General features: G+C 66.9%; 19 protein-coding genes. 10 read left to right on the top strand and 9 right to left on the bottom strand.

What is annotated here, in order from left to right; all coding sequences use genetic code 11:
* Positions 1 to 111: 111 nt before the first annotated feature.
* Complete coding sequence (locus tag ACZYZE_RS12335) at positions 112 to 1050, bottom strand: SDR family oxidoreductase (protein WP_463907935.1); 939 nt, start codon at positions 1048 to 1050, stop codon at positions 112 to 114.
* 44 nt (positions 1051 to 1094) lie between these two features.
* Between ACZYZE_RS12335 and ACZYZE_RS12330 the strand changes: the two genes are divergently transcribed.
* Entirely contained in the window at positions 1095 to 1520 is a 426-nt protein-coding gene (locus tag ACZYZE_RS12330; RefSeq protein WP_463907933.1) for a MarR family winged helix-turn-helix transcriptional regulator, read from the top strand.
* Positions 1521 to 1609: 89 nt separating this feature from the next.
* On the opposite strand, the gene ACZYZE_RS18915 is transcribed toward ACZYZE_RS12330, so the two are convergent.
* From ACZYZE_RS18915 to ACZYZE_RS12320, 3 genes are all read right to left on the bottom strand, one after another.
* On the bottom strand, positions 1610 to 1813 hold the full coding sequence (locus tag ACZYZE_RS18915; protein WP_498049666.1) for a hypothetical protein: 204 nt from the start codon (positions 1811 to 1813) through the stop codon (positions 1610 to 1612).
* A 9-nt stretch (positions 1814 to 1822) separates the two neighbouring features.
* Positions 1823 to 1954, bottom strand: coding sequence for a hypothetical protein (locus ACZYZE_RS18910; protein ID WP_498049665.1), 132 nt, complete (start codon positions 1952 to 1954; stop codon positions 1823 to 1825).
* Positions 1955 to 2133: 179 nt separating this feature from the next.
* Positions 2134 to 3003: an Fpg/Nei family DNA glycosylase gene (locus ACZYZE_RS12320; RefSeq protein ID WP_463907931.1), complete on the bottom strand. Its 870-nt coding sequence runs from the start codon at positions 3001 to 3003 to the stop codon at positions 2134 to 2136.
* A gap of 147 nt (positions 3004 to 3150) precedes the next feature.
* Here ACZYZE_RS12320 and gcvH point away from each other — a divergent pair, with 147 nt between their 5' ends.
* The 5 genes from gcvH to ACZYZE_RS12295 all read left to right on the top strand — a co-directional run bounded on the left by gcvH (position 3151) and on the right by ACZYZE_RS12295 (position 6254).
* Positions 3151 to 3537, top strand: a complete 387-nt coding sequence (gene gcvH / locus ACZYZE_RS12315) for a glycine cleavage system protein GcvH (protein ID WP_463907929.1) — start codon at positions 3151 to 3153, stop codon at positions 3535 to 3537.
* A 142-nt stretch (positions 3538 to 3679) separates the two neighbouring features.
* Positions 3680 to 4156, top strand: a complete 477-nt coding sequence (locus ACZYZE_RS12310; RefSeq protein ID WP_459317127.1) for an FHA domain-containing protein — start codon at positions 3680 to 3682, stop codon at positions 4154 to 4156.
* A 23-nt stretch (positions 4157 to 4179) separates the two neighbouring features.
* Positions 4180 to 4896: a transcriptional regulator FtsR gene (gene ftsR / locus ACZYZE_RS12305; RefSeq protein WP_463907927.1), complete on the top strand. Its 717-nt coding sequence runs from the start codon at positions 4180 to 4182 to the stop codon at positions 4894 to 4896.
* Complete coding sequence (locus tag ACZYZE_RS12300) at positions 4896 to 5399, top strand: bifunctional nuclease family protein (RefSeq protein WP_459317129.1); 504 nt, start codon at positions 4896 to 4898, stop codon at positions 5397 to 5399. Before ftsR ends, ACZYZE_RS12300 begins: the two co-directional genes overlap by 1 nt.
* Positions 5400 to 5660: 261 nt before the next feature.
* Complete coding sequence (locus ACZYZE_RS12295) at positions 5661 to 6254, top strand: MerR family transcriptional regulator (protein WP_459317130.1); 594 nt, start codon at positions 5661 to 5663, stop codon at positions 6252 to 6254.
* Positions 6255 to 6385: 131 nt separating this feature from the next.
* Here the strand turns inward: ACZYZE_RS12295 and ACZYZE_RS12290 are convergent, their stop codons facing one another.
* Complete coding sequence (locus tag ACZYZE_RS12290) at positions 6386 to 7237, bottom strand: ParA family protein (protein WP_459317131.1); 852 nt, start codon at positions 7235 to 7237, stop codon at positions 6386 to 6388.
* Positions 7238 to 7547: 310 nt separating this feature from the next.
* Between ACZYZE_RS12290 and ACZYZE_RS12285 the strand changes: the two genes are divergently transcribed.
* Positions 7548 to 10943 (top strand): pyruvate carboxylase, encoded by a 3396-nt coding sequence (locus ACZYZE_RS12285; protein ID WP_459317132.1) that lies wholly within the window; start codon positions 7548 to 7550, stop codon positions 10941 to 10943.
* Between the two features lie 152 nt (positions 10944 to 11095).
* Here the strand turns inward: ACZYZE_RS12285 and ACZYZE_RS12280 are convergent, their stop codons facing one another.
* Positions 11096 to 12916: an AMP-dependent synthetase/ligase gene (locus tag ACZYZE_RS12280; RefSeq protein ID WP_459317133.1), complete on the bottom strand. Its 1821-nt coding sequence runs from the start codon at positions 12914 to 12916 to the stop codon at positions 11096 to 11098.
* A 179-nt stretch (positions 12917 to 13095) separates the two neighbouring features.
* On the opposite strand from ACZYZE_RS12280, the gene ACZYZE_RS12275 reads away from it, so the two are divergent.
* Positions 13096 to 14187 (top strand): ROK family glucokinase, encoded by a 1092-nt coding sequence (locus ACZYZE_RS12275; protein WP_459317134.1) that lies wholly within the window; start codon positions 13096 to 13098, stop codon positions 14185 to 14187.
* A 55-nt stretch (positions 14188 to 14242) separates the two neighbouring features.
* Here ACZYZE_RS12275 and ACZYZE_RS12270 read toward each other — a convergent pair whose 3' ends face one another.
* The 3 genes from ACZYZE_RS12270 to ACZYZE_RS12260 are packed head-to-tail and all read right to left on the bottom strand — an operon-like array spanning position 14243 to position 16447.
* Positions 14243 to 14830, bottom strand: a complete 588-nt coding sequence (locus ACZYZE_RS12270; protein WP_459317135.1) for a hypothetical protein — start codon at positions 14828 to 14830, stop codon at positions 14243 to 14245.
* The gene (locus ACZYZE_RS12265; protein ID WP_459317136.1) at positions 14823 to 15626 is read right to left on the bottom strand and encodes an alpha/beta hydrolase; all 804 of its coding nucleotides are present in this window, start codon (positions 15624 to 15626) and stop codon (positions 14823 to 14825) included. Before ACZYZE_RS12265 ends, ACZYZE_RS12270 begins: the two co-directional genes overlap by 8 nt.
* Positions 15623 to 16447 (bottom strand): alpha/beta hydrolase, encoded by an 825-nt coding sequence (locus tag ACZYZE_RS12260; RefSeq protein ID WP_459317137.1) that lies wholly within the window; start codon positions 16445 to 16447, stop codon positions 15623 to 15625. Before ACZYZE_RS12260 ends, ACZYZE_RS12265 begins: the two co-directional genes overlap by 4 nt.
* A gap of 111 nt (positions 16448 to 16558) precedes the next feature.
* On the opposite strand from ACZYZE_RS12260, the gene ACZYZE_RS12255 reads away from it, so the two are divergent.
* Together ACZYZE_RS12255 and ACZYZE_RS12250 are read left to right on the top strand one after the other, a co-directional pair.
* Positions 16559 to 17302 carry a lysophospholipid acyltransferase family protein gene (locus ACZYZE_RS12255; RefSeq protein WP_459317138.1) on the top strand — a complete coding sequence of 248 codons (744 nt, stop codon included), beginning with the start codon at positions 16559 to 16561 and terminating at the stop codon, positions 17300 to 17302.
* A 156-nt stretch (positions 17303 to 17458) separates the two neighbouring features.
* Positions 17459 to 18847, top strand: a complete 1389-nt coding sequence (locus ACZYZE_RS12250) for a class II 3-deoxy-7-phosphoheptulonate synthase (RefSeq protein WP_459317288.1) — start codon at positions 17459 to 17461, stop codon at positions 18845 to 18847.
* The last annotated feature ends 40 nt before the right edge of the window (positions 18848 to 18887 follow it).

Below are 18887 nucleotides of genomic sequence, written 5' to 3'. Positions count from 1 at the left end.
GCACCTCATGCGCCGCCAGGCCGACGAGGCCGGCCTGCCCCCTTCCGCAGCCAAAACCAGGGTTGACCACCACTTCCGGAACGCTGACCGAAGCCAGCCAGGTAACTCCCGCTAGTGCCCGAGCTGGGCTGCAAATCGGGCGAGGGCGTCCTCAGGGGTGGGGGCCGGACCGAAGACCTCCTCCTGCCGGCTGACGTCGGCGACGTACTTTCCGGTGTCGATCCAAGCGAACATCGCGCCCATGTCCTTGACGCGGGGCACTGCCAGACCGACCACGGTCGTGAGGGAGCGGCGCACCAGGACGGGGATGGCGCGGACCCGGATCTTTGCGCCGAGTCGCTGCGAGGCGATGTCGGCGATCTCCTGCATGCTGACCGGTCGGGTCCACCCAATGTCGATGCGCTCTCCCGGACTGATGTCGGCGTCGACGGATGCGGCGAGGAGCGAGGCGAGGTCCGCGGTGAGCACGTAGGTGACAGGCAGGGTTTCGCTGCCGAACGAAATGAGCCGCTTCTTCTCGAAGGGGTCACCGCTCATCTGGCTGATCTGGTCGAGGAAGGCACCCGGTCGCAGGGCCACGAAGGGGACGCCGTGCTGCTCCAGCGCGTCCTCGGCCAGCTTCTTGTGCCAGAAGTGCGGAACCTGTGGGGTCTGGTCCGAGGTGAGGATGCTGGTGAGGATGAACCGCACGACGTTGGCCGCCTTCGCGGCGATCGCGAGGTTGGCGTTGCCGACCGTGTCGATGGCCGTGGCGTTCTTGTTCGGCTTGGTATATCCGGCCGCGGTGCTGATGACCGCATCGACTCCAGTCATGGCCTCGACCAGCGAGTCGAGTTCGAGCATGTCGCCTCGGGCAATCTCCACTCCCCGAGATTCCAGCACGCTGGCGTCGGAGCCGGGCCGGACCAGGGCGCGGACACTCTTTCCACGCGCGAGGAGCTGGTCGACGACCTGCCCCCCGAGGAAACCGGTCGCTCCGACGACCAGGACGACCGCTGAGCGAACGGGGTCGAGCCGGCTGCATCGGTGGTCATGGGTGAATGCTAACATAATGCTTGGTCTACTCAACTATTGATTTTGTATAGGATTGCTTCATGAAGGACATGGAAGGGCAGGTTGCGGAGGCTCGCGTGCTCTCGAGCATGCTGGTCGATTTTTCTGAGCAGGCGAAGGCCACCTTCGGCTCCCTCGCCGAGGCGTTTGGTCTGCCCGTCCATCTCGCGCGTGCAATTGTCCTGCTCGCCGCCCCCATGCCCATGGGGGACCTGGCGGCGCAGCTCGCCTGCGACCGGTCCTACGTCACAGCGATCGCTGATCAGCTCAAGGACCGCGGCCTGGTCGATCGGATTCCGGGCGCGGATCGCCGGGTCAAGCTGTTGAGCCTGACGGAGAAGGGGACCCGCCTGCGAGAAGAACTGTCGCAGGCGGTCGCGGAAGGCGACCTGGTGATGCACCGGCTTGACGCGGCGCAACGCAACGCCCTCTTACCGCTTCTCGAGGCACTCCTGAAAAAGCCCTGAGGCACCTCGACGCTCCCCGCGGGGAGGTGCGGCAGCTGATCACCGGATGCGTGGCATCGTCGCGGGGGAGGGGGCAGCCCCGGTCTCGGTCAGGTCCGGTCAACGTGGACGCGGTGCAGCATCCGGCGGACAAGTTCGGCGTCGTCTCCTCGCATGGGCACCGCGACATCCAGCTCCTGCCCGTTGCCGTCGAGGATGGCGTCGAGTCCAGCCAGCTGCGCCGTGTTTCGGGGATACCCGTCCCCGAGGAACCCGGCCCTGACGTCCGCTTGGTTCAGCCGGTCACGCACCACACGGTTCGTCTATGTGTCCGGGACCAGGCCGCCGGCGTCCAGATGCGCCTTGCCTTCCCGGCCACGCGGGGTGAGGTTGCTGGCATGGTCGCGGAATACCTCCCCGGTGTACACCCCGGTGATGCCGAGACGCCGGGACAAACGCTCAGCCCGGGTGCCCTTGCCGCATCCCGGGGACCCATCATCAGCATTCGCATCGTTGAGACAACTGCCTTGGCCGCCGCGGGGAACGTGGTCTTGTATCGTGGCTGCCGGTAAGCGCCAGCGCCAGCGCCAGGGACGCGGGCGACGGCAGGTTCCGCCCCCCGCAGCCGCGGCGCCTACTTCAGGAACCGGGACCTCCGGCGATCGGCGAGGATCTTTCCCCGGGTCTGGCAGCCCGGACAGTACTGCAGGGCGGTATCCGCGAAGGACACCTCGCGCACCGTGTCATCGCAGACCGGGCACGCTTCGCCGGCGCGGCCATGCACCCTCATATGGCTCCGCTTCGTGTCCTTCAGGTCGCTGGGCCGTTTCCCCGCTGCTTCCGCCAATGCGGCTCCCAGGACCTCGTGGATGGCGTCGTAGAGCAACTGCACCGCATCCCGGTCCAAGGACTTGGCGATCGCGAACGGCGACATCCGGGCTGCGTGCAGTATCTCGTCGCTGTAGGCGTTCCCGATGCCGGCAATCACGCTCTGGCTGCGCAGGGCACCCTTGATTTGCAGGGAACTGGAACCAAGGATCCCCGCCAGGGCATCGGCGTCGAACCCGGGACTGAACGGGTCAGGTCCCAGCGCGGCGATTCCGGGGACGTCGTGCGGATCCCGGACCACGTAGACCGCCAGGCCCTTCTTCGTGCCGGCCTCGGTCAGGTCCAGGCCCAGCGGGCCGGAGGCACTGGAAAACGTCAGCCGCGCCGCAATGTATCCCTTGCCCATTTTCAGCGGGGTGTCTGTCGGCGCGTCGGTGAAGCGGACCCAGCCGGCCCTCGCCAGATGGAAGACAAAATACAGCCCGTCCGCATCCAGGCTGACAAACTTGCCGAAGCGGCGCACCCCGGTCACGGTCCGGCCCTCCAGCCGGGAGAAGGGCGGATCCGCCGTTTTGAGCACGGCGAAGGAGACGATCCGGACCCTCGTGACAGCAGCGCCGAGGAGGTGTCCGGCCAGAAAATCCGCCAGGGCCGCCACTTCCGGAAGCTCTGGCATTGCCTAGCCGTTACCGGCTTGTTCCGTCATGGCACCATCATGTCAGAGTCCTCCCGGGCCCCGGCCGGATATGCCTATACTTTCAGCGGCGGACAGAACAGTAAACCGCCGTCGACATTTGGTGATTGACCCGAGGAAAGGCCCGTCATGAGCAACATTCCCGAAGAGCTGTCCTACACCGCAGAACACGAGTGGGTTTCGGCCCCGAACGCCGACGGAGTCGTGCGCGTGGGGATCACGGACTTCGCCCAGGACGCCCTCGGGGATGTCGTCTACGCCCAGATGCCGGAAGCGGGCACCAACGTCACGGCCAATGCCGTCGTCGGAGAAGTTGAATCCACCAAGAGCGTCAGCGACATCTACGCCCCGGTTTCGGGTGAGGTGGTGTCCCGCAACGAGGCGTTGGACACGGATTCGGCCCTGATCAATTCCGATCCGTACGGCGAGGGCTGGCTGATCGAAATCAAGCTTGCAGAGGCCGACGCTGTCGCGTCGCTGCTCAGTGCATCGGAGTACGAACAACAGGTAGGCTAAAGGAAAAGTCATTCGGACCGGGTTGTTGGGAAAATCACACAGACAACGCCCGCCGAAGGGCTGAATACCGGATCTGCCAGGCTTTTCCGGACGGCATGCGTTGTTTGCAGGGGGGACACCTGCAACGAATGAGGAGGACTCAATGTTTGGGCACGAACGGAACGACACCGGTGACGGTTACGGCACGGGTGGAGTGAGAGCTTCGGAGACCACGTCGATCAACCTCACGCCGGTGCGCGACGAACCCACCATCACGCCGAAGCTCTCACCCGAGGAGCGGGCAGCCGTCGAGGCGCTGCCCTATGGCTCGGCCCTGCTGGTGGCGCACAGCGGACCCAACACCGGCGCGCGCTTCCTGCTGGATTCGGACGTCACCACGGCGGGCCGGCACCCGGATGCCGACATTTTCCTTGACGATGTCACGGTTTCGCGCCGGCACGTTGAGTTCCGTCGCACGGTACGCAGCTTCGAAGTGGTGGACACCGGAAGCCTGAACGGTACGTACGTGAACCACGACCGCGTCGACGCCGTGGAGCTGAAGTCCGGCAACGAAGTGCAGATCGGGAAGTTCCGCCTCACCTTCTACCTGAGCCCTGCCCGCGCAGCAGGCAACGTCTGATTCCGGGGTAGCTGCCTGTGGCCATGGCACAAGCGGAACGGCGCGGACCCCAGATTCTGAACATCGGGGAAGTCCTGGCTCAGTTGAGCGACGACTTCCCCAACATGACAGCGTCGAAAATCCGGTTCCTTGAAGAAAAGGGACTCATCAATCCGCAGCGGACGCCGGCCGGCTATCGGCAGTACGGGGAGGGCGACGTCGAGCGGCTCCGGTTTGTGCTGGCCCTCCAGCGGGACCAGTACCTGCCGCTGAAGGTCATCAAGGACTACCTTGACGCGATCGACCGCGGCGAACGGCCGGACAACCTGCCTCCCGGGGTCACGGTGTCCCCGCGGATCGTCTCCGAGGATCTCGCCGTCGAACTGCAGAACCGGGTGCGCCGGTTGAGCGAGGAACAGCTCCGGGCCGAGTCCGGCGCGAGCGTTCCGCTCCTCCAGTTGCTGCTGAGTTTCGGACTGATCGGGCACGTCAACGGCAAGTTCGATGAGCACGCCCTCCAGGTGGCCCGCGCCTGCGTGCAACTCGAGAGCCATGGCCTTGAACCCCGGCACCTGCGGCCGTTCCAGGCAGCCGCCGAACGCGAATTCGGCCTCGTGGAACGCGCGGTGGCCACGCTGACTTCACGCAAGGATGCCGCCTCGCACGCCCGCGCCGCCGAGGCTGCGCGGGAAATCAGTGACCTCTGCCTGACGCTGCACCGGGCCCTGGTCCAGGACCGCATCTCGAGGATGGACATCTGATGATTGAGGTGGAGATTGTGGGTGTGCGGATTGAGTTGCCGTCCAACCAGCCGCTAGTCCTGCTCAAAGAGATGCACGGCGAGCGGCATGTGCCGATCTGGATCGGCACCCCGGAGGCCAGCGCCATCGCCCTGGCACAGCAGGGCGTCGTTCCGCCCCGCCCGATGACCCATGACCTGCTCGTTGACGTCGTCGAATCCCTGGGCCACACCATCGTCAGCGTCAACATCGTGGCGGTGGAGGACAATATCTTCTACGGCCAGCTCCAGTTCGAGGACGGCACCACCGTCAGCTCCAGGGCCTCCGATGCCTTGGCACTTGCCCTGCGGGCAAAGTGCCGGATCTGGTGCGCCGACGCCGTTATGGACGAGGCGGGCGTCAGGATCACCGAACACGACGAGGGGGAGGACACCCACCCCGGCCCGGCCGTCGATGAAGAAGGCGAGCTGCGGCGCTTCCGGGAGTTCCTCGACGACGTCGAACCGGAAGATTTCGCTGGCTGAGGTCACGTTAAGGTTAAAGTCGAGGATGAAAGTTTCGACACGCCTTCCGAATAGCCCGAACGTCTTTGACCTTGAGCCCCGGCAGGCCTAACGTCGGAGGTACAAGTTCCCATTGCATACGACAGCCGCTGAGGCCACACTGGAAAGTGCGGCCCGGCCGAATCACACGGATGAAATTTCATCCGCCGCCGGTTCGTTTAGCTAGAGATAGCTGGCTGATGCTGCAACTTCCGCAGGGGAGCCACGACAAGGAGGATCCACGTGAGTCCGAAAGGCGAAGCAGGCGAGCTCAAGCCCTCGACGGCCGGTGTGGCCGTGCCCGCTAGCGGTGCCCAGGGCCTGCTGTTCACCGAGGATCTTCCTGTCCTGGACGAGGACGCGGGCTACCGCGGACCCACCGCCTGCAAAGCGGCCGGGATCACCTACCGCCAGTTGGACTATTGGGCCCGCACCGGGCTCGTGGAGCCCGCCGTGCGCGGCGCCGCCGGTTCAGGCTCCCAGCGGCTCTACGGCTTCCGCGACATCCTGGTCCTCAAGGTCGTCAAACGGCTGCTGGACACGGGCGTTTCGCTCCAGCAGATCCGCAGCGCCGTCGAGCACCTACGGGAACGCGGCGTCGAGGATCTCGCCCAGATCACCCTCATGAGTGACGGCGCCAGCGTCTACGAGTGCACCTCCGCCGACGAAGTCATTGACCTCGTCCAGGGCGGACAGGGTGTCTTCGGCATCGCCGTCGGCCGGGTCTGGCGCGAAGTGGAAGGCAGCCTCGCGGCACTTCCCAGCGAGCATGTATCGGATCAGTCGTTCCCCGACGACGAACTCAGCAAACGCCGGGCAACCCGCAAGATCGGCTAGGCTCCGGCCCCACAGTCCCCAAAAAACAACGCGGGGTCACTTAGCGCCCATCATGATGTGCTGGATGGGCGCTAAGTGACCCCGCGTTGTTTCCGTTTGGTCGAGTCCCCGGCGCGAGGCTGGGAGCTTTGCTAGCGCCTGCCGCGGTCCCGGACTGCGCGGTCGGGCTGCAGACCCTCGGAGTTCAGCAGGTTCGCCAGCAGCGCGTCGAAGAGGGCCGCGGAGTTCTTGGCGGAATCGCCCGGCCAGTGGTGGATGGAATGGGCGGCGCCCTGGATCTGCTGCCAGTTGGCCTGCTCGGGAATGTGTGGTGAGAGCAGTAGTTCGCCGAACATGGACTGCATCTCGGCGAGCCGGAAGGTGTGTTCGGCCGAGCCACTGCGCACCCGGTTGGCAACGATGCCTGCGGGCGAGAGGTTCGGGGCGAATTCGCCGCGGAAGAGCTGGATGGCGCGCATGGTGCGTTCCGTGCCGGCGACGGAGAAGAGCCCGGGTTCGGCGACGAGGGTCACCTTGTCGCTCGCTGACCAGGCCATCCGGGTGAGCCCGTTGAGCGAGGGCGGGCAGTCTATGAGGACCAGCTCGTACTTCTCCGCGCCAGCCAGCACCGCGGAGAGGCGGCGCAGATCGCGGCGGCCGAGGTCCGGGCGGTCGTAGATGCCGGTGTAGGCGGAACCGACGGCCACATCCAGGATGGACTCCGCAGAGCCGCCGGGGGCCGAGCCATTGGCGCCGGCGCGTTCCACCCAGCCGCTGGGGACGACGTTGTCGGCGAGGCGGGCACGACGGGGCGCCTTGAGCATCCTGCCGATATCGAGATGCTCGCCCGGCCGGACCCCGAGGGCAGTACTTGCATCCGCGTGGGGGTCAAGGTCGACGACGAGCGTGGGGATGCCGGCGGCCAATGCCGCAGACGCCAATCCGGTGGTCACCGATGTCTTGCCGACACCGCCTTTGAGGCTGCTGATGCTGACTACTTGCACTTGAAAAACCAATACCTAACGCCGGTTGCCGGGACGGGGTCCTGCCGGCTCCTGCGTTCTCCGGAGCCGGGGCGTGCATGCGCCACCCTCCTCCTCATCATATGTTGATGCTCCGCCGAAACCTGTCTCATCGGGCCCCGGGGCGGCAGATCGTGCCCAGGCTGCGCCGGCCACCGGCGCGTGCCCCTGTCCGGGGCCGGATACGTGACGCACAATGCTGTGACCGTGACCACAAAGATTTGTGTTTGCCTACACCGGTCTTAGACACTGTGAGCACTTACCGATACGCCCGCAAAGATGCAGGAGAAGCATGTTTTCGAAGATTCTGGTGGCCAACCGCGGAGAAATCGCGATCCGTGCCTTCCGCGCCGGGTACGAGCTCGGCGCCAAGACTGTCGCCGTGTTCCCGAACGAGGACCGCAACTCGATCCACCGCCAGAAGGCCGATGAGGCATATCTGATCGGTGAAGAGGGCCACCCCGTCCGGGCCTACCTCGACGTCGACGAGGTGGTGCGCGTCGCCAAGGAATCCGGGGCCGACGCCATCTACCCCGGCTACGGCTTCCTCTCCGAGAACCCACGCCTGGCCCGGGCCGCCGCCGAGGCCGGCATCACCTTCGTGGGTCCGCCCGCCGAAGTCCTGGAACTGGCCGGCAACAAGGTTGCCGCCCTCGCGGCGGCCCGCAAGGCCGGCGTCCCGGTGCTCAATTCGAGCCAGCCGTCGAAGGACGTCGATGAGCTCATCGCCGCCGCGGACGTGATCGGCTTTCCCATCTTCGCCAAGGCCGTCGCCGGCGGCGGCGGGCGCGGCATGCGCCGGGTAGACACCCGCGAGGCCCTGCCCGAGGCCCTGCAGGCCGCCATGCGCGAAGCCGACGCCGCCTTCGGTGACCCCACCATGTTCCTGGAGCAGGCAGTCCTGCGCCCCCGCCACATCGAGGTCCAGATCCTGGCCGATGCCGAGGGCAACGTCATGCACCTCTTCGAGCGCGACTGTTCCATCCAGCGCCGCCACCAGAAGGTCATCGAGATCGCCCCGGCCCCGAACCTTGACGAGGGCATCCGCCAGGCGCTGTACCGCGACGCCGTAAAGTTCGCCAAGGCACTGAACTACGTCAATGCCGGCACCGTGGAGTTCCTCGTCGACACCGTGGGGGAGCGCGCCGGCCAGCACGTCTTCATCGAAATGAACCCGCGCATCCAGGTTGAACACACCGTGACCGAAGAAGTCACAGACGTCGACCTCGTCCAGGCGCAGCTGCGCATCGCCGCCGGCGAGACCCTCGCGGATCTGGGCCTCTCGCAGGAGACCGTCCAGCTCAAGGGTGCTGCCCTGCAGTGCCGCATCACCACCGAGGACCCGGCCAACGGGTTCCGGCCCGACGTCGGAAAGATCACCGGCTACCGCTCCGCGGGCGGCGCCGGTGTCCGGCTCGACGGCGGCACCGTCTACTCGGGTGCCGAGATCAGCCCGCACTTCGACTCGATGCTGGTCAAGCTGACCTGCCGTGGCCGCGACTACCCGGCCGCCGTGGCCCGTGCCCGGCGTGCCCTCGCCGAGTTCCGCATCCGCGGCGTGTCCACCAACATCTCCTTCCTGCAGGCCGTGCTGGACGATGCCGACTTCATCGCCGGCAACGTGGCCACCTCGTTCATCGACGAACGCCCTGAACTCCTCAAGGCACGGGTCTCCGCCGACCGCGGCACCAAGCTGCTGACCTGGCTCGCCGAGGTCACCGTCAACAAGCCCAACGGCGAGCTCACGGTGCACAGCGACCCGGGCGCCAAACTTCCGGCCGTGGACGACGCCGCGGCCCGGCCCGGCTCCCGCCAGCGGTTGCTGGAGCTGGGTCCGGAAGGCTTCGCGAAGGCGTTGCGCGAGCAGAACGCCGTCGCGGTCACGGACACCACGTTCCGCGACGCCCACCAGTCGCTGCTGGCCACCCGCGTCCGCACCCGCGACCTCGTCGCGGCCGGCCCTGCCGTGTCCAAGCTGCTCCCGGAGCTGCTCTCCGTCGAGGCCTGGGGCGGCGCCACCTACGACGTAGCCCTGCGCTTCCTCGGTGAAGACCCCTGGGACCGGCTCGCTTCCCTGCGCAAGGCGCTGCCGAACGTCTGCCTGCAGATGCTCCTGCGCGGCCGCAACACCGTGGGCTACACCCCGTACCCCGAAGAGGTCACGGTGGCGTTTGTCAACGAGGCCGCTGCCACCGGCATCGACATCTTCCGCATCTTCGATGCCCTCAACGATGTCAACCAGATGGCCCCGGCCATCCGCGCCGTCCGCGAGACCGGAACCGCCGTCGCCGAGGTAGCACTGTGCTACACCGCGGACATGATGGATCCGGACGAAAAGCTCTACACCCTGGACTACTACCTGGAGCTGGCACAGAAGATCGTCGACGCCGGGGCACACATCCTGGCGATAAAGGACATGGCCGGGCTGCTGCGCCCCGCCGCCGCTGCCCGCCTAGTGACGGCCCTGCGCGAACGGTTCGACCTTCCGGTCCACCTGCACACACACGACACCGCAGGCGGCCAGCTGGCGACGCTGCTGGCAGCAGTGAACGCCGGCGTGGACGCCGTCGACGTGGCGTCGGCCTCGCTTGCCGGCACCACCAGCCAGCCCTCGGCCTCGGCCCTCGTGGCAGCGCTGGCCCACACACCGCGCGACACCGGACTGAGCCTTGCAAACGTCTGCGCCCTGGAACCGTACTGGGAAGCCGTCCGCCGCATGTACGCGCCGTTCGAATCCGGGCTGCCGGGCCCCACCGGCCGGGTCTACCAGCACGAAATCCCCGGCGGCCAGCTCTCCAACCTGCGCCAGCAGGCGATTGCGCTTGGCCTCGGCGAGCGTTTCGAGGCAATTGAGGATATGTACACCGCGGCGGACCGCATCCTGGGCCGCCTCGTGAAGGTCACCCCGTCCTCCAAGGTGGTGGGCGACCTTGCCCTGCACCTTGTGGGACTCAACGCCGACCCGGCCGACTTCAACGAAAACCCGCAGAAGTATGACATCCCGGATTCCGTGATCGGCTTCCTGTCCGGTGAACTGGGAGACCCTCCCGGAGGCTGGCCGGAACCGTTCCGGACCAAGGCCCTGCAGGGCCGCACCGTCAAGGTCCGCGACGTCGAGCTCAGCGCCGAGGACAGCGCCGCGCTCCAGTCCGACTCCAAGACCCGGCAGCAGACCCTCAACCGGCTGCTCTTCGCCGGCCCCACCAAGGACTACCTGAAGAGTGTGGAGTCCTACGGCAACCTCTCGGTGCTGGATACCCGTGACTACCTCTTCGGTCTGCAGCGCGGCGCGGAGCACGAGATTGAGCTGGAGAAGGGTGTCCGACTGATCGCCTCGCTCGAGGCAGTCTCCGAGCCGGACGAGAAGGGCATGCGCACAGTAATGTGCACGCTCAACGGCCAGTCCCGTCCGGTCGTGGTCCGCGACCGCTCCGTGGTCAGCAACGTCAAGGCGGCCGAACGCGCCGACACCGCCCGGCCGGGCCAGGTGGCCGCGCCCTTTGCAGGTGCCGTCACCCTCACTGTAAAGGCCGGGGACACCGTCAAAGCCGGGGACACGGTAGCGACGATCGAGGCCATGAAGATGGAAGCCTCCATCACGACGCCGGTCGCCGGTACAGTCTCGCGCCTCGCGGTGGGGGCAATCGAACAGGTCCAGGGTGGAGATTTGCTGCTCGTCGTCGAGTAGGCGGCAGCTCAACAACGAAGGGGTCCTTCCGGCTTGACCGGAAGGACCCCTTCTGTTTCTATCGAACGAAAGCAACGCGGGGTCAGATACGGCCCATAAGGGGGTCCCGGATGGGCCGTAAGTGACCCCGCGTTGCTATTGGGGTGCGCTGCCTAGAGCTGGGCGGGGCGCGGGGTGCCGTACATCTCCTCGATCACGTTCTCGAAGTCCTTCATGACCTGGGACCGCTTGACCTTCATCGACGGCGTGAGCTGCCCGGAGGCCTCGGTGAAGTCGGCCGGCACGATCCGGAAGGACTTGATCGCCTCGGCCTGGGAGACCGACTGGTTGGCGCGGTTGATGAGTTCCTGGACCGCGGCCTTGACTACCGGGCTCTCAGTCGCTTCGGTGAGGGTGGTTGCGGCTGGCAGGCCGTGGCGGTGCAGCCAGCCCGGGAGGGCCTCCTCGTCGAGGGTGACCAGGGCGCCGATGAACGGACGATTGTCGCCCACCACGAGCACCTGGGAGACGAGCGCGTCGGCGCGGATCTGGTCCTCGAGCAAGGCCGGCACGACGTTCTTGCCGCTGGCCGTGACAATGATTTCCTTCTTGCGGCCGGTGATGGTCAGGAAGCCCTGCTCATCGAGCTGCCCGATGTCGCCGGTGCGCAGCCAGCCGTCCTCGAAGGCCTCGGCGGAGAGGTCGTCGCGCTTGTAGTAGCCGCGCATGACGCAGACGCCCTTGGCGAGGATTTCGCCGTCGTCGGCAATCTTCACGGCATTGCCGGGAAGCGGCTTGCCGACAGTGCCGATCCTGATCAGGTCCGGGGTGTTCACCGTGATCGGCGCCGTGGTTTCGGTCAGCCCGTAGCCTTCCAGGATCTGCATGCCGATGCCCTGGAAGAAGTGGCCGAGCCGTTCGCCCAGCGGGCCGCCGCCGGAGACAGCATGCGAGACCTGGCCGCCCATGGCGTCACGGAGCTTGCCATAGACCAGCTTGTCGAACAGGGTGTGCTTGAGCTTCAGGCCCAGGCCGACCTTGCCGGCCTGCCGGGCGCGGGAGTACTCGATGGCGGTATCCGCGGCGCGGTGGAAGATGGCGCCCTTGCCGCCGTCTTCGGCCTTGGTGAGTGCCGAGTTGAAGACCTTTTCGAACACGCGCGGCACGGCCAGGATGAACGTGGGTTTGTAGCTCTGCAGGTCCGGCAGCAGGTGCTTGATGTCCGGCGTGTGGGCGACCGTGACGCCGGCGGCCACGGCAAGAACGGAGATGTAGCGCGCAAAGACGTGGGCGAGGGGCAGGAACATGATGGTCCTGGCATTCTCGTGCACGATCTCGTTAAGCGAGGTGGCCAGCGCGTTCTCCGAGAGCTCCACGAAGTTGCCATGGGTCAGTTCGCAGCCCTTGGGCCGTCCGGTGGTGCCCGAAGTGTAGATGATAGTGGCGATGTCCTTGAGGGACGCGTGGCTGCGGCGTGCCTCCAGTTCCTCATTGCTGACGGTGGCGCCGGCGGCCCGGACGTCGTCCAGGCCGGTTCCTGAGAGCTGCCACACGTTCGCGAGGGCGGTCAGGCCCTCGGACGCCGCGGCCTGCCGGATGATGTCCTCGTGGTGGGCGGACTCGCCGAAGGCCGCCACCGCACCGGAATCTCCGAGGTTCCAGGCGACCTGCGAGGGGGAAGAGGTCTCGTAGATGGGAACAGAGACGGCGCCGGCGAACCAGATCGCGAAGTCAATCAACGCCCATTCGTACCGGGTGCGGGACATGATGCCGACTCTGTCGCCGGCGGCGACACCACTGGCCATCAGGCCCTTGGCAAGCAGTGAAACATCGGCCAGGAAGTCGGTGGCCCGGACATCCTGCCACTGGTCTGCAGCGTCGAGGCGCGAGAACAGGGCAGGGTTGGACGCCTTCGCGGCCTGGCGCAACACCAGATCCGTGACATTCGATTCCGGGGGGACGTTTACCAGGGGCGGGACACTTATTTCTCGCACGATAGCTCCTTTGATATCCATAGACCCGCAAGGGGTACAGCTAACACTAGTATGTGGTCCTACCTTGAATGTGTTCCACAACACCTACTGGCGAGTAACCTTACGGCCACTGATCCCGGCGCGCCACCCCGGGCGGCTGCAGACGGTGCGGAATCGCCCGGCGAATAGACTATGGAACCATGCACACACCAACACCCGGACAGCAGCCCGGCCCGTACCGCAGGACAGCCGCCTGGCGCCGCAGGACACCGGCTCGGGCGGAGGGCGGAATTCAGGGGCAGGGGTTCCGTGAACATCTCCGGCTGGGCCGCAAGGGCCTGGCCATCGGAGTCGACATCGGCGGTACCAAAGTGGCGGCCGGCGTGGTGGACGCGGAGGGCCGGATCCTCAGTCAGGCCAGGCGCTCCACCCCGGGCAACGACCCGCGGGCGGTTGAACGGGTCATCGTGGAACTCGTCGAGGAGTTGGGCGCAGGCCACCGGATCTGGTCCGTCGGGATCGGCGCGGCCGGCTGGATGGACCTCGACGGCGGTACCGTGCTGTTCAGTCCGCACCTGGCCTGGCGCAACGAACCGCTGCGCGACAACCTGCAGCGGCTGCTGCGCCGCCCCGTTCTCCTGACCAACGACGCCGACGCTGCCGGCTGGGCGGAGTGGCGCTTCGGTGCCGGCCGGGGCGAGAACCGGCTGGTCTGCATCACCCTGGGCACCGGCATCGGCGGCGCCATGGTGATGGACGGGCGGCTGGAACGCGGCCGCTTCGGGGTGGCGGGGGAGTTCGGCCACCAGATCATCGTGCCCGGCGGCCACCGCTGCGAATGCGGCAACCGGGGCTGCTGGGAACAGTACGCCTCCGGCAACGCCCTCGGCCGGGAGGCCCGCGAACTGGCCGCCGCCAACTCTCCGGTGGCGCAGGAACTGCTCAGGGCAGTGGACGGGCACGTGGACCGCATTACCGGCGCGATCGTCACGGAGCTGGCCGAGTCAGGGGATGCAACCTCGCGTGAGCTGATCGAGGACGTGGGCGAATGGCTGGGCCTGGGGCTCGCCAACCTTGCAGCCGCACTCGATCCGGGCACCTTCGTGATCGGCGGCGGTTTGTGCGACGCCGGTGAACTGCTGGTCGCACCGGCGCGGAAGGCCTTCGCCAGGAACCTCACCGGCCGCGGTTTCCGGCCGGCGGCGCAGATCGAACTCGCGGCCCTCGGCCCCAACGCCGGCCTGATCGGCGCCGCGGACCTGTCCCGGGTCAGCAGCCGCATGCACACCTAGGAGGGTGCTGCGGGGCGGACCCGGCGGGGCGGGCCCGTCATGGCGGTCAAGCAGCCTAGACGCGGGCGCCGTCGTCGTGCTCGTCCTTCTCGCCCGGAAGTTTCATGATCAGGAAGACGACCGAGGCCGCGAAGGCGGCCACCATGCCCAGGATCGCCAGCATCGGTGCGGAGCGCCAGAACATCGTGGACAATACGAGCGCGATCGGGCCGCCCACCGCGCCGAGCCATGCCAGCACGGTCATCGGGTCGGCGCCGGCCAGGCTCGGCGGTTCCTCCGGCACGAAGTCGTCCGGGACAAAAGGGTCGTTGCCCTCTGCCGCATAGTCCCGGGGGCCGGCCGGATACTCCGGGCGGTCGCCGGCTTCCGCATCGTCGTCTGGGCCGCTGGCCGTGTCCGGTGTCCCGCCAAGCCGTTCCCGGGCGGAGAGTTCGACTGGAGCGGCGACGGAGAGACCCAGGGGATCAAAGTCGCTGAACGGCCTGGCCGTTGCGGTGCCCTCGGTGCCCCCGGTGCCCTCGGGGACTCCGGCCGGATCCTTGCCTTCCAGCCGAGCGACAAGATCCAGCCAGACAGCATCGTCCTGGTTGGCGCCGGAGTCCGATGAATCGGGGTCGGGAGAATTGGGGTCCGGTCTAGTCATCTGCCGTGTCCTTTGGGCTAGCGTGGGCGGCGTCCGGGATGTGTCCGGCAACTGTTGACCGGATGAACTCGGCCGTGCCGCGGAAGATCTCGGGCGCGTCGTTGTCCATGGTAGCCACGTGGTAGCTGTTTTCCAGCCGAATCACCTCCAGCGGGGCGTTCCTCATTCCGCGACGCAGCGCCACCATACTCGATTCCGAGACCACGTGGTCCACCGCGGAGCGGTAGACGCGGACGGGGGCCGTGATCCGGGGCAGCAGCCGCACCGTGTCCTTGAACATTTTGTTCAGCTCGTGGGCAGCGGCGACCGGGGTCCGGGGATAGGCCCCCTCGTCCATGTCCGGTTTGAGGATGTCGTTGGCAATGGCGGGGGTGCTCTTGAGGACGAATTGGAGGATGCCCGCGAGAGGGGCGCGCGGGTCGTCGATGATGAGTCCCGGGTTCACCAGGACGGCTCCGGCGACGGGCCGGGTGGCGGCAAGCCGCAGAGCCAGCGCACCGCCCATCGACAGCCCGGCTACGACGACGTGCTCGCAGTCCCGGGCGAGCTCCAGATAGGCGGCGTCGAGGGCCGCGTGCCAGTCCTGCCAGCGGGTCCGGGACAGTTCCTGCCAGCTGGTGCCGTGGCCTGGCAGCAACGGCATCCGCACCGCGTAGCCTTCCCCGGCCAGGGACTTTGCCCAGTCCCGGACACCATGCGGGCTGCCGGTGAAGCCATGGGACATCACGACGCCGGTCCGTGGGCCGGTTCCGGTGAAAGTGCTGCTGAACGGGGAATGGTCCGGTGGGATACTCATGGGGTCTCCGTGGCTCGGGAAGGTGGCTGGGCGGCAGGCGAGGGGGACGGCCGGGCAGGGGCGGCGTGCTGCAGGAAGAACCGGGCGGATTCACCGAAAATCAGGGGCGCATCGACGTCGAGGGTGGCCACATGTCCGCTGCCCGGCAGCCGGACGACGTCGAGTTCCCGGGATCCCAGGCGCTTCCGAAGCAGCTCAAGCGAGGTCGGCGGGACCACGGTATCGGAGTCGGACTTGAAGACCAGGGCCGGGGCCTTCACCGCGGGCAGATCCCGGAGGGTCGCCTTGAACAGCAGGCTGAGCTGGTGGACGGCCTCCAGCGGAGTCAGGGAGTAGTCGCCGTCCCCGGTGACGGACGCCGTCGGATTCGGTTCCTGGACCGGCACGGTGGTCCGCTGAAGGTATTTAAGCAGTCCGATGATCCGGACCCGGCGGTCGTAGAAGCTCAGACCCGGGTTGACCACGGCGACGCCGGTGACTCCGTGGCGCGCGGCCGTGCGCAGGGCGATGGCCCCTCCCATGGACAGTCCGGCGACGAAGCAGGCCTGCGTTCGGGCAGCCAGTTCGAGGTACGCGGCCTCGAAGGCGTTGTACCAGTCAGGCCAGCCGTGCCGGGCCAGATCACGCCAGTCGGTGCCGTGGCCCGGCAGCAGCGGGACGGATACGGCGAAGCCCTGGGCGGCCAGATGCTCCGCCCAGGGAAGGACGCTCAGGGGGCTGCCGGTGAACCCGTGGCAGATCGCTACGCCGACGCCCGCGTTGCCGCCGTGGCCGGGGTAACTGAACGCCGCGGGCGCCAGGGGAGTGCTGCTTCCGGTCATGTGCCCATCGTGTCACTGTTCGGGACAAAACTCACTAGAGTAGGGTGTCATTGAAGTCCCGGTCGGACCCGACGGAGGGCCGGCCAGACGCCTTCCGGAGGGGGACACCACGTGTTTTATTGGTTCATGAAGACGTTCGTTCTAGGGCCGGTGCTCAAGACGCTGTTCCGGCCCTGGGTCAAGGGTCTGGACAACGTGCCGGCCGAGGGTGCCGCAATAATAGCCTCGAACCATCTCTCCTTCTCCGATTCGATTTTTATGCCGCTCATGGTGCCCCGTCCCGTGGTGTTCCTGGCGAAATCGGAATACTTCACCGGCAAGGGCATCAAGGGCAAGCTGACCGCCGCCTTCTTCCGGCTTACCAACCAGCTGCCGATGGACAGATCCGGGGGAGCCGCCTCCGCGCTGTCTCTCAACGCAGGCATGGACGTACTCAAGAACGGCTCGCTGCTGGGCATCTACCCCGAGGGCACCCGCAGCCCGGACTCCCGGCTGTACCGCGGCAAGGTGGGCGTGGCAAGGCTCGCCCTGCAGGCACGTGTCCCGGTCATTCCGGTGGCGATGATCGGCACCGACAAGGTCCAGCCGATCGGGAAGCGGATGCCCAATATCCGGCGCATCGGAATGATCTTCGGCGAACCACTCGACTTCAGCCGTTACTACGGCATGGAGGATGACCGGCTGATCCAGCGTTCCGTGACCGACGAGATCATGTACGAGCTGATGCGGCTCTCCGGCCAGGAATACGTTGACGAGTACGCCGCCGTGGTCAAGCTCCGGCTCGCCGGGAAGGCAACGGAGCAGCCCGACGACGGCGCCGCCGCAGGCGGCCCGGCAGCACCCGGAAGTGTATGACGTTTCCGTGTGACGGTGTGGGCCCTGTCAATGACGGACCGGCTCCGCTGATCAGTGCCGTGCAACTATCCTTAGAGGGTGACTGAGTTATCTGCGCCTTCGGCCTTGCCCCTGAACGGTTCCCCCCTGAACGGTTCCCCCCTGAACAGTTCGCCCCTGACCGGTGCACCGCTGTCGGGCTCCGCCCTGACCAGCACCGCCCAGAGCGGTGCCGCCAACTATCCCGGCCTGGACCACTGGCGGGAGCTGCCGGTCTCCCAACAGCCGACATGGTCTGATAGTGGTGTCTTCGATGCCTCCGTCAAGGAACTTTCCGTCCTTCCGCCGCTTGTCTTCGCCGGCGAAGTGGACATCCTGCGCGAACGGCTCGCGGCGGCTGCGCAGGGCAAGGCCTTCCTGCTCCAGGGCGGCGACTGCGCGGAAACGTTCGAGGCCGCCACCGCCGACAAGATCAGCGCCCGGGTCCGCACCATCCTTCAGATGGCAGTCGTCCTTACCTACGGCGCGGCCATGCCGGTCATCAAGATGGGCCGGATGGCAGGGCAGTTCGCCAAGCCCCGCTCCTCCAACGACGAGACACGCGAGGGCGTCACGCTGCCGGCCTACCGCGGCGACATCGTCAACGGCTACGACTTCACCCCCGGCTCCCGAGCGCACGACGCCGGCCGGATGCTCAAGGCGTACCACACCTCCGCTTCCACCCTGAACCTGATCCGGGCCTTCACCCAGGGCGGCTTCGCGGACCTGCGCCTCGTGCACCAGTGGAACAAGGGCTTCACGGAAAACCCCGCGCACGCGCGCTACGAGTCGCTGGCCCGGGATATCGACCGTGCCATCAAGTTCATGGCCTCCTGCGGAGCCGACTTCGAGGCGCTCAAGCGCGTGGAATTCTACGCCAGCCACGAGGCGCTGCTGCTCGACTACGAACGCGCCCTGACCCGGATCGATTCGCGCACCGGTTTCCCCTATGACACGTCCGCGCACTTCCTCTGGATCGGTGAGCGCACCCGCGAACTGGACCACGCCCACGTCGACTTCCTTTCCCGCGTGCGCAACCCCATCGGTGTGAAGCTCGGCCCGTCCACCAGCGGCGACGACGCCCTGCGCCTGATCGACAAACTCGATCCGGACCGCGAGCCCGGCCGCCTGACCTTCATCACCCGGATGGGCGCGGGCAACATCCGCGAGAAGCTGCCCCCGATCGTGGAGCGCGTCACCGCCTCCGGCGCCCAGGTCCTGTGGGTCACCGACCCCATGCACGGCAACACGGTCACCTCGCCCAACGGCTACAAGACCCGCAACTTCGACGACGTCATCGACGAGGTGCGCGGCTTCTTCGAGGTCCACCATGCCCTCGGCACGGTCCCGGGCGGCCTGCACGTGGAGATGACCGGCGACGACGTCGCCGAATGCCTCGGCGGGGCCGATCCGGTGGATCAGGAAGCTTTCCTGGACCGCTACGAATCGGTCTGCGATCCGCGCCTGAACCACATGCAGTCCCTTGAGATGGCCTTCCTGGTGGCCGGAGCCCTCTCCAAGCGCTGACCCGCTGCAGTGACTGTCAAAAGCTCCGCCCGGCTGTTCC

The organism is Pseudarthrobacter woesei (genome assembly GCF_055412745.1).
Note: the sequence above shows the minus strand (reverse complement) of the source record. Positions and strands in the feature narration are given on the sequence as shown.

Coding starts and splice junctions, on each gene's coding strand:
- ACZYZE_RS12335 (WP_463907935.1), bottom strand. CDS start 1,050: ATGTTAGCATTCACCCATGACCACCGATGCAGCCGGCTCGACCCCGTT.
- ACZYZE_RS12330 (WP_463907933.1), top strand. CDS start 1,095: ATGAAGGACATGGAAGGGCAGGTTGCGGAGGCTCGCGTGCTCTCGAGC.
- ACZYZE_RS12320 (WP_463907931.1), bottom strand. CDS start 3,003: ATGCCAGAGCTTCCGGAAGTGGCGGCCCTGGCGGATTTTCTGGCCGGA.
- gcvH (WP_463907929.1), top strand. CDS start 3,151: ATGAGCAACATTCCCGAAGAGCTGTCCTACACCGCAGAACACGAGTGG.
- ACZYZE_RS12310 (WP_459317127.1), top strand. CDS start 3,680: ATGTTTGGGCACGAACGGAACGACACCGGTGACGGTTACGGCACGGGT.
- ftsR (WP_463907927.1), top strand. CDS start 4,180: ATGGCACAAGCGGAACGGCGCGGACCCCAGATTCTGAACATCGGGGAA.
- ACZYZE_RS12300 (WP_459317129.1), top strand. CDS start 4,896: ATGATTGAGGTGGAGATTGTGGGTGTGCGGATTGAGTTGCCGTCCAAC.
- ACZYZE_RS12285 (WP_459317132.1), top strand. CDS start 7,548: ATGTTTTCGAAGATTCTGGTGGCCAACCGCGGAGAAATCGCGATCCGT.
- ACZYZE_RS12275 (WP_459317134.1), top strand. CDS start 13,096: ATGCACACACCAACACCCGGACAGCAGCCCGGCCCGTACCGCAGGACA.
- ACZYZE_RS12270 (WP_459317135.1), bottom strand. CDS start 14,830: ATGACTAGACCGGACCCCAATTCTCCCGACCCCGATTCATCGGACTCC.
- ACZYZE_RS12265 (WP_459317136.1), bottom strand. CDS start 15,626: ATGAGTATCCCACCGGACCATTCCCCGTTCAGCAGCACTTTCACCGGA.
- ACZYZE_RS12260 (WP_459317137.1), bottom strand. CDS start 16,447: ATGACCGGAAGCAGCACTCCCCTGGCGCCCGCGGCGTTCAGTTACCCC.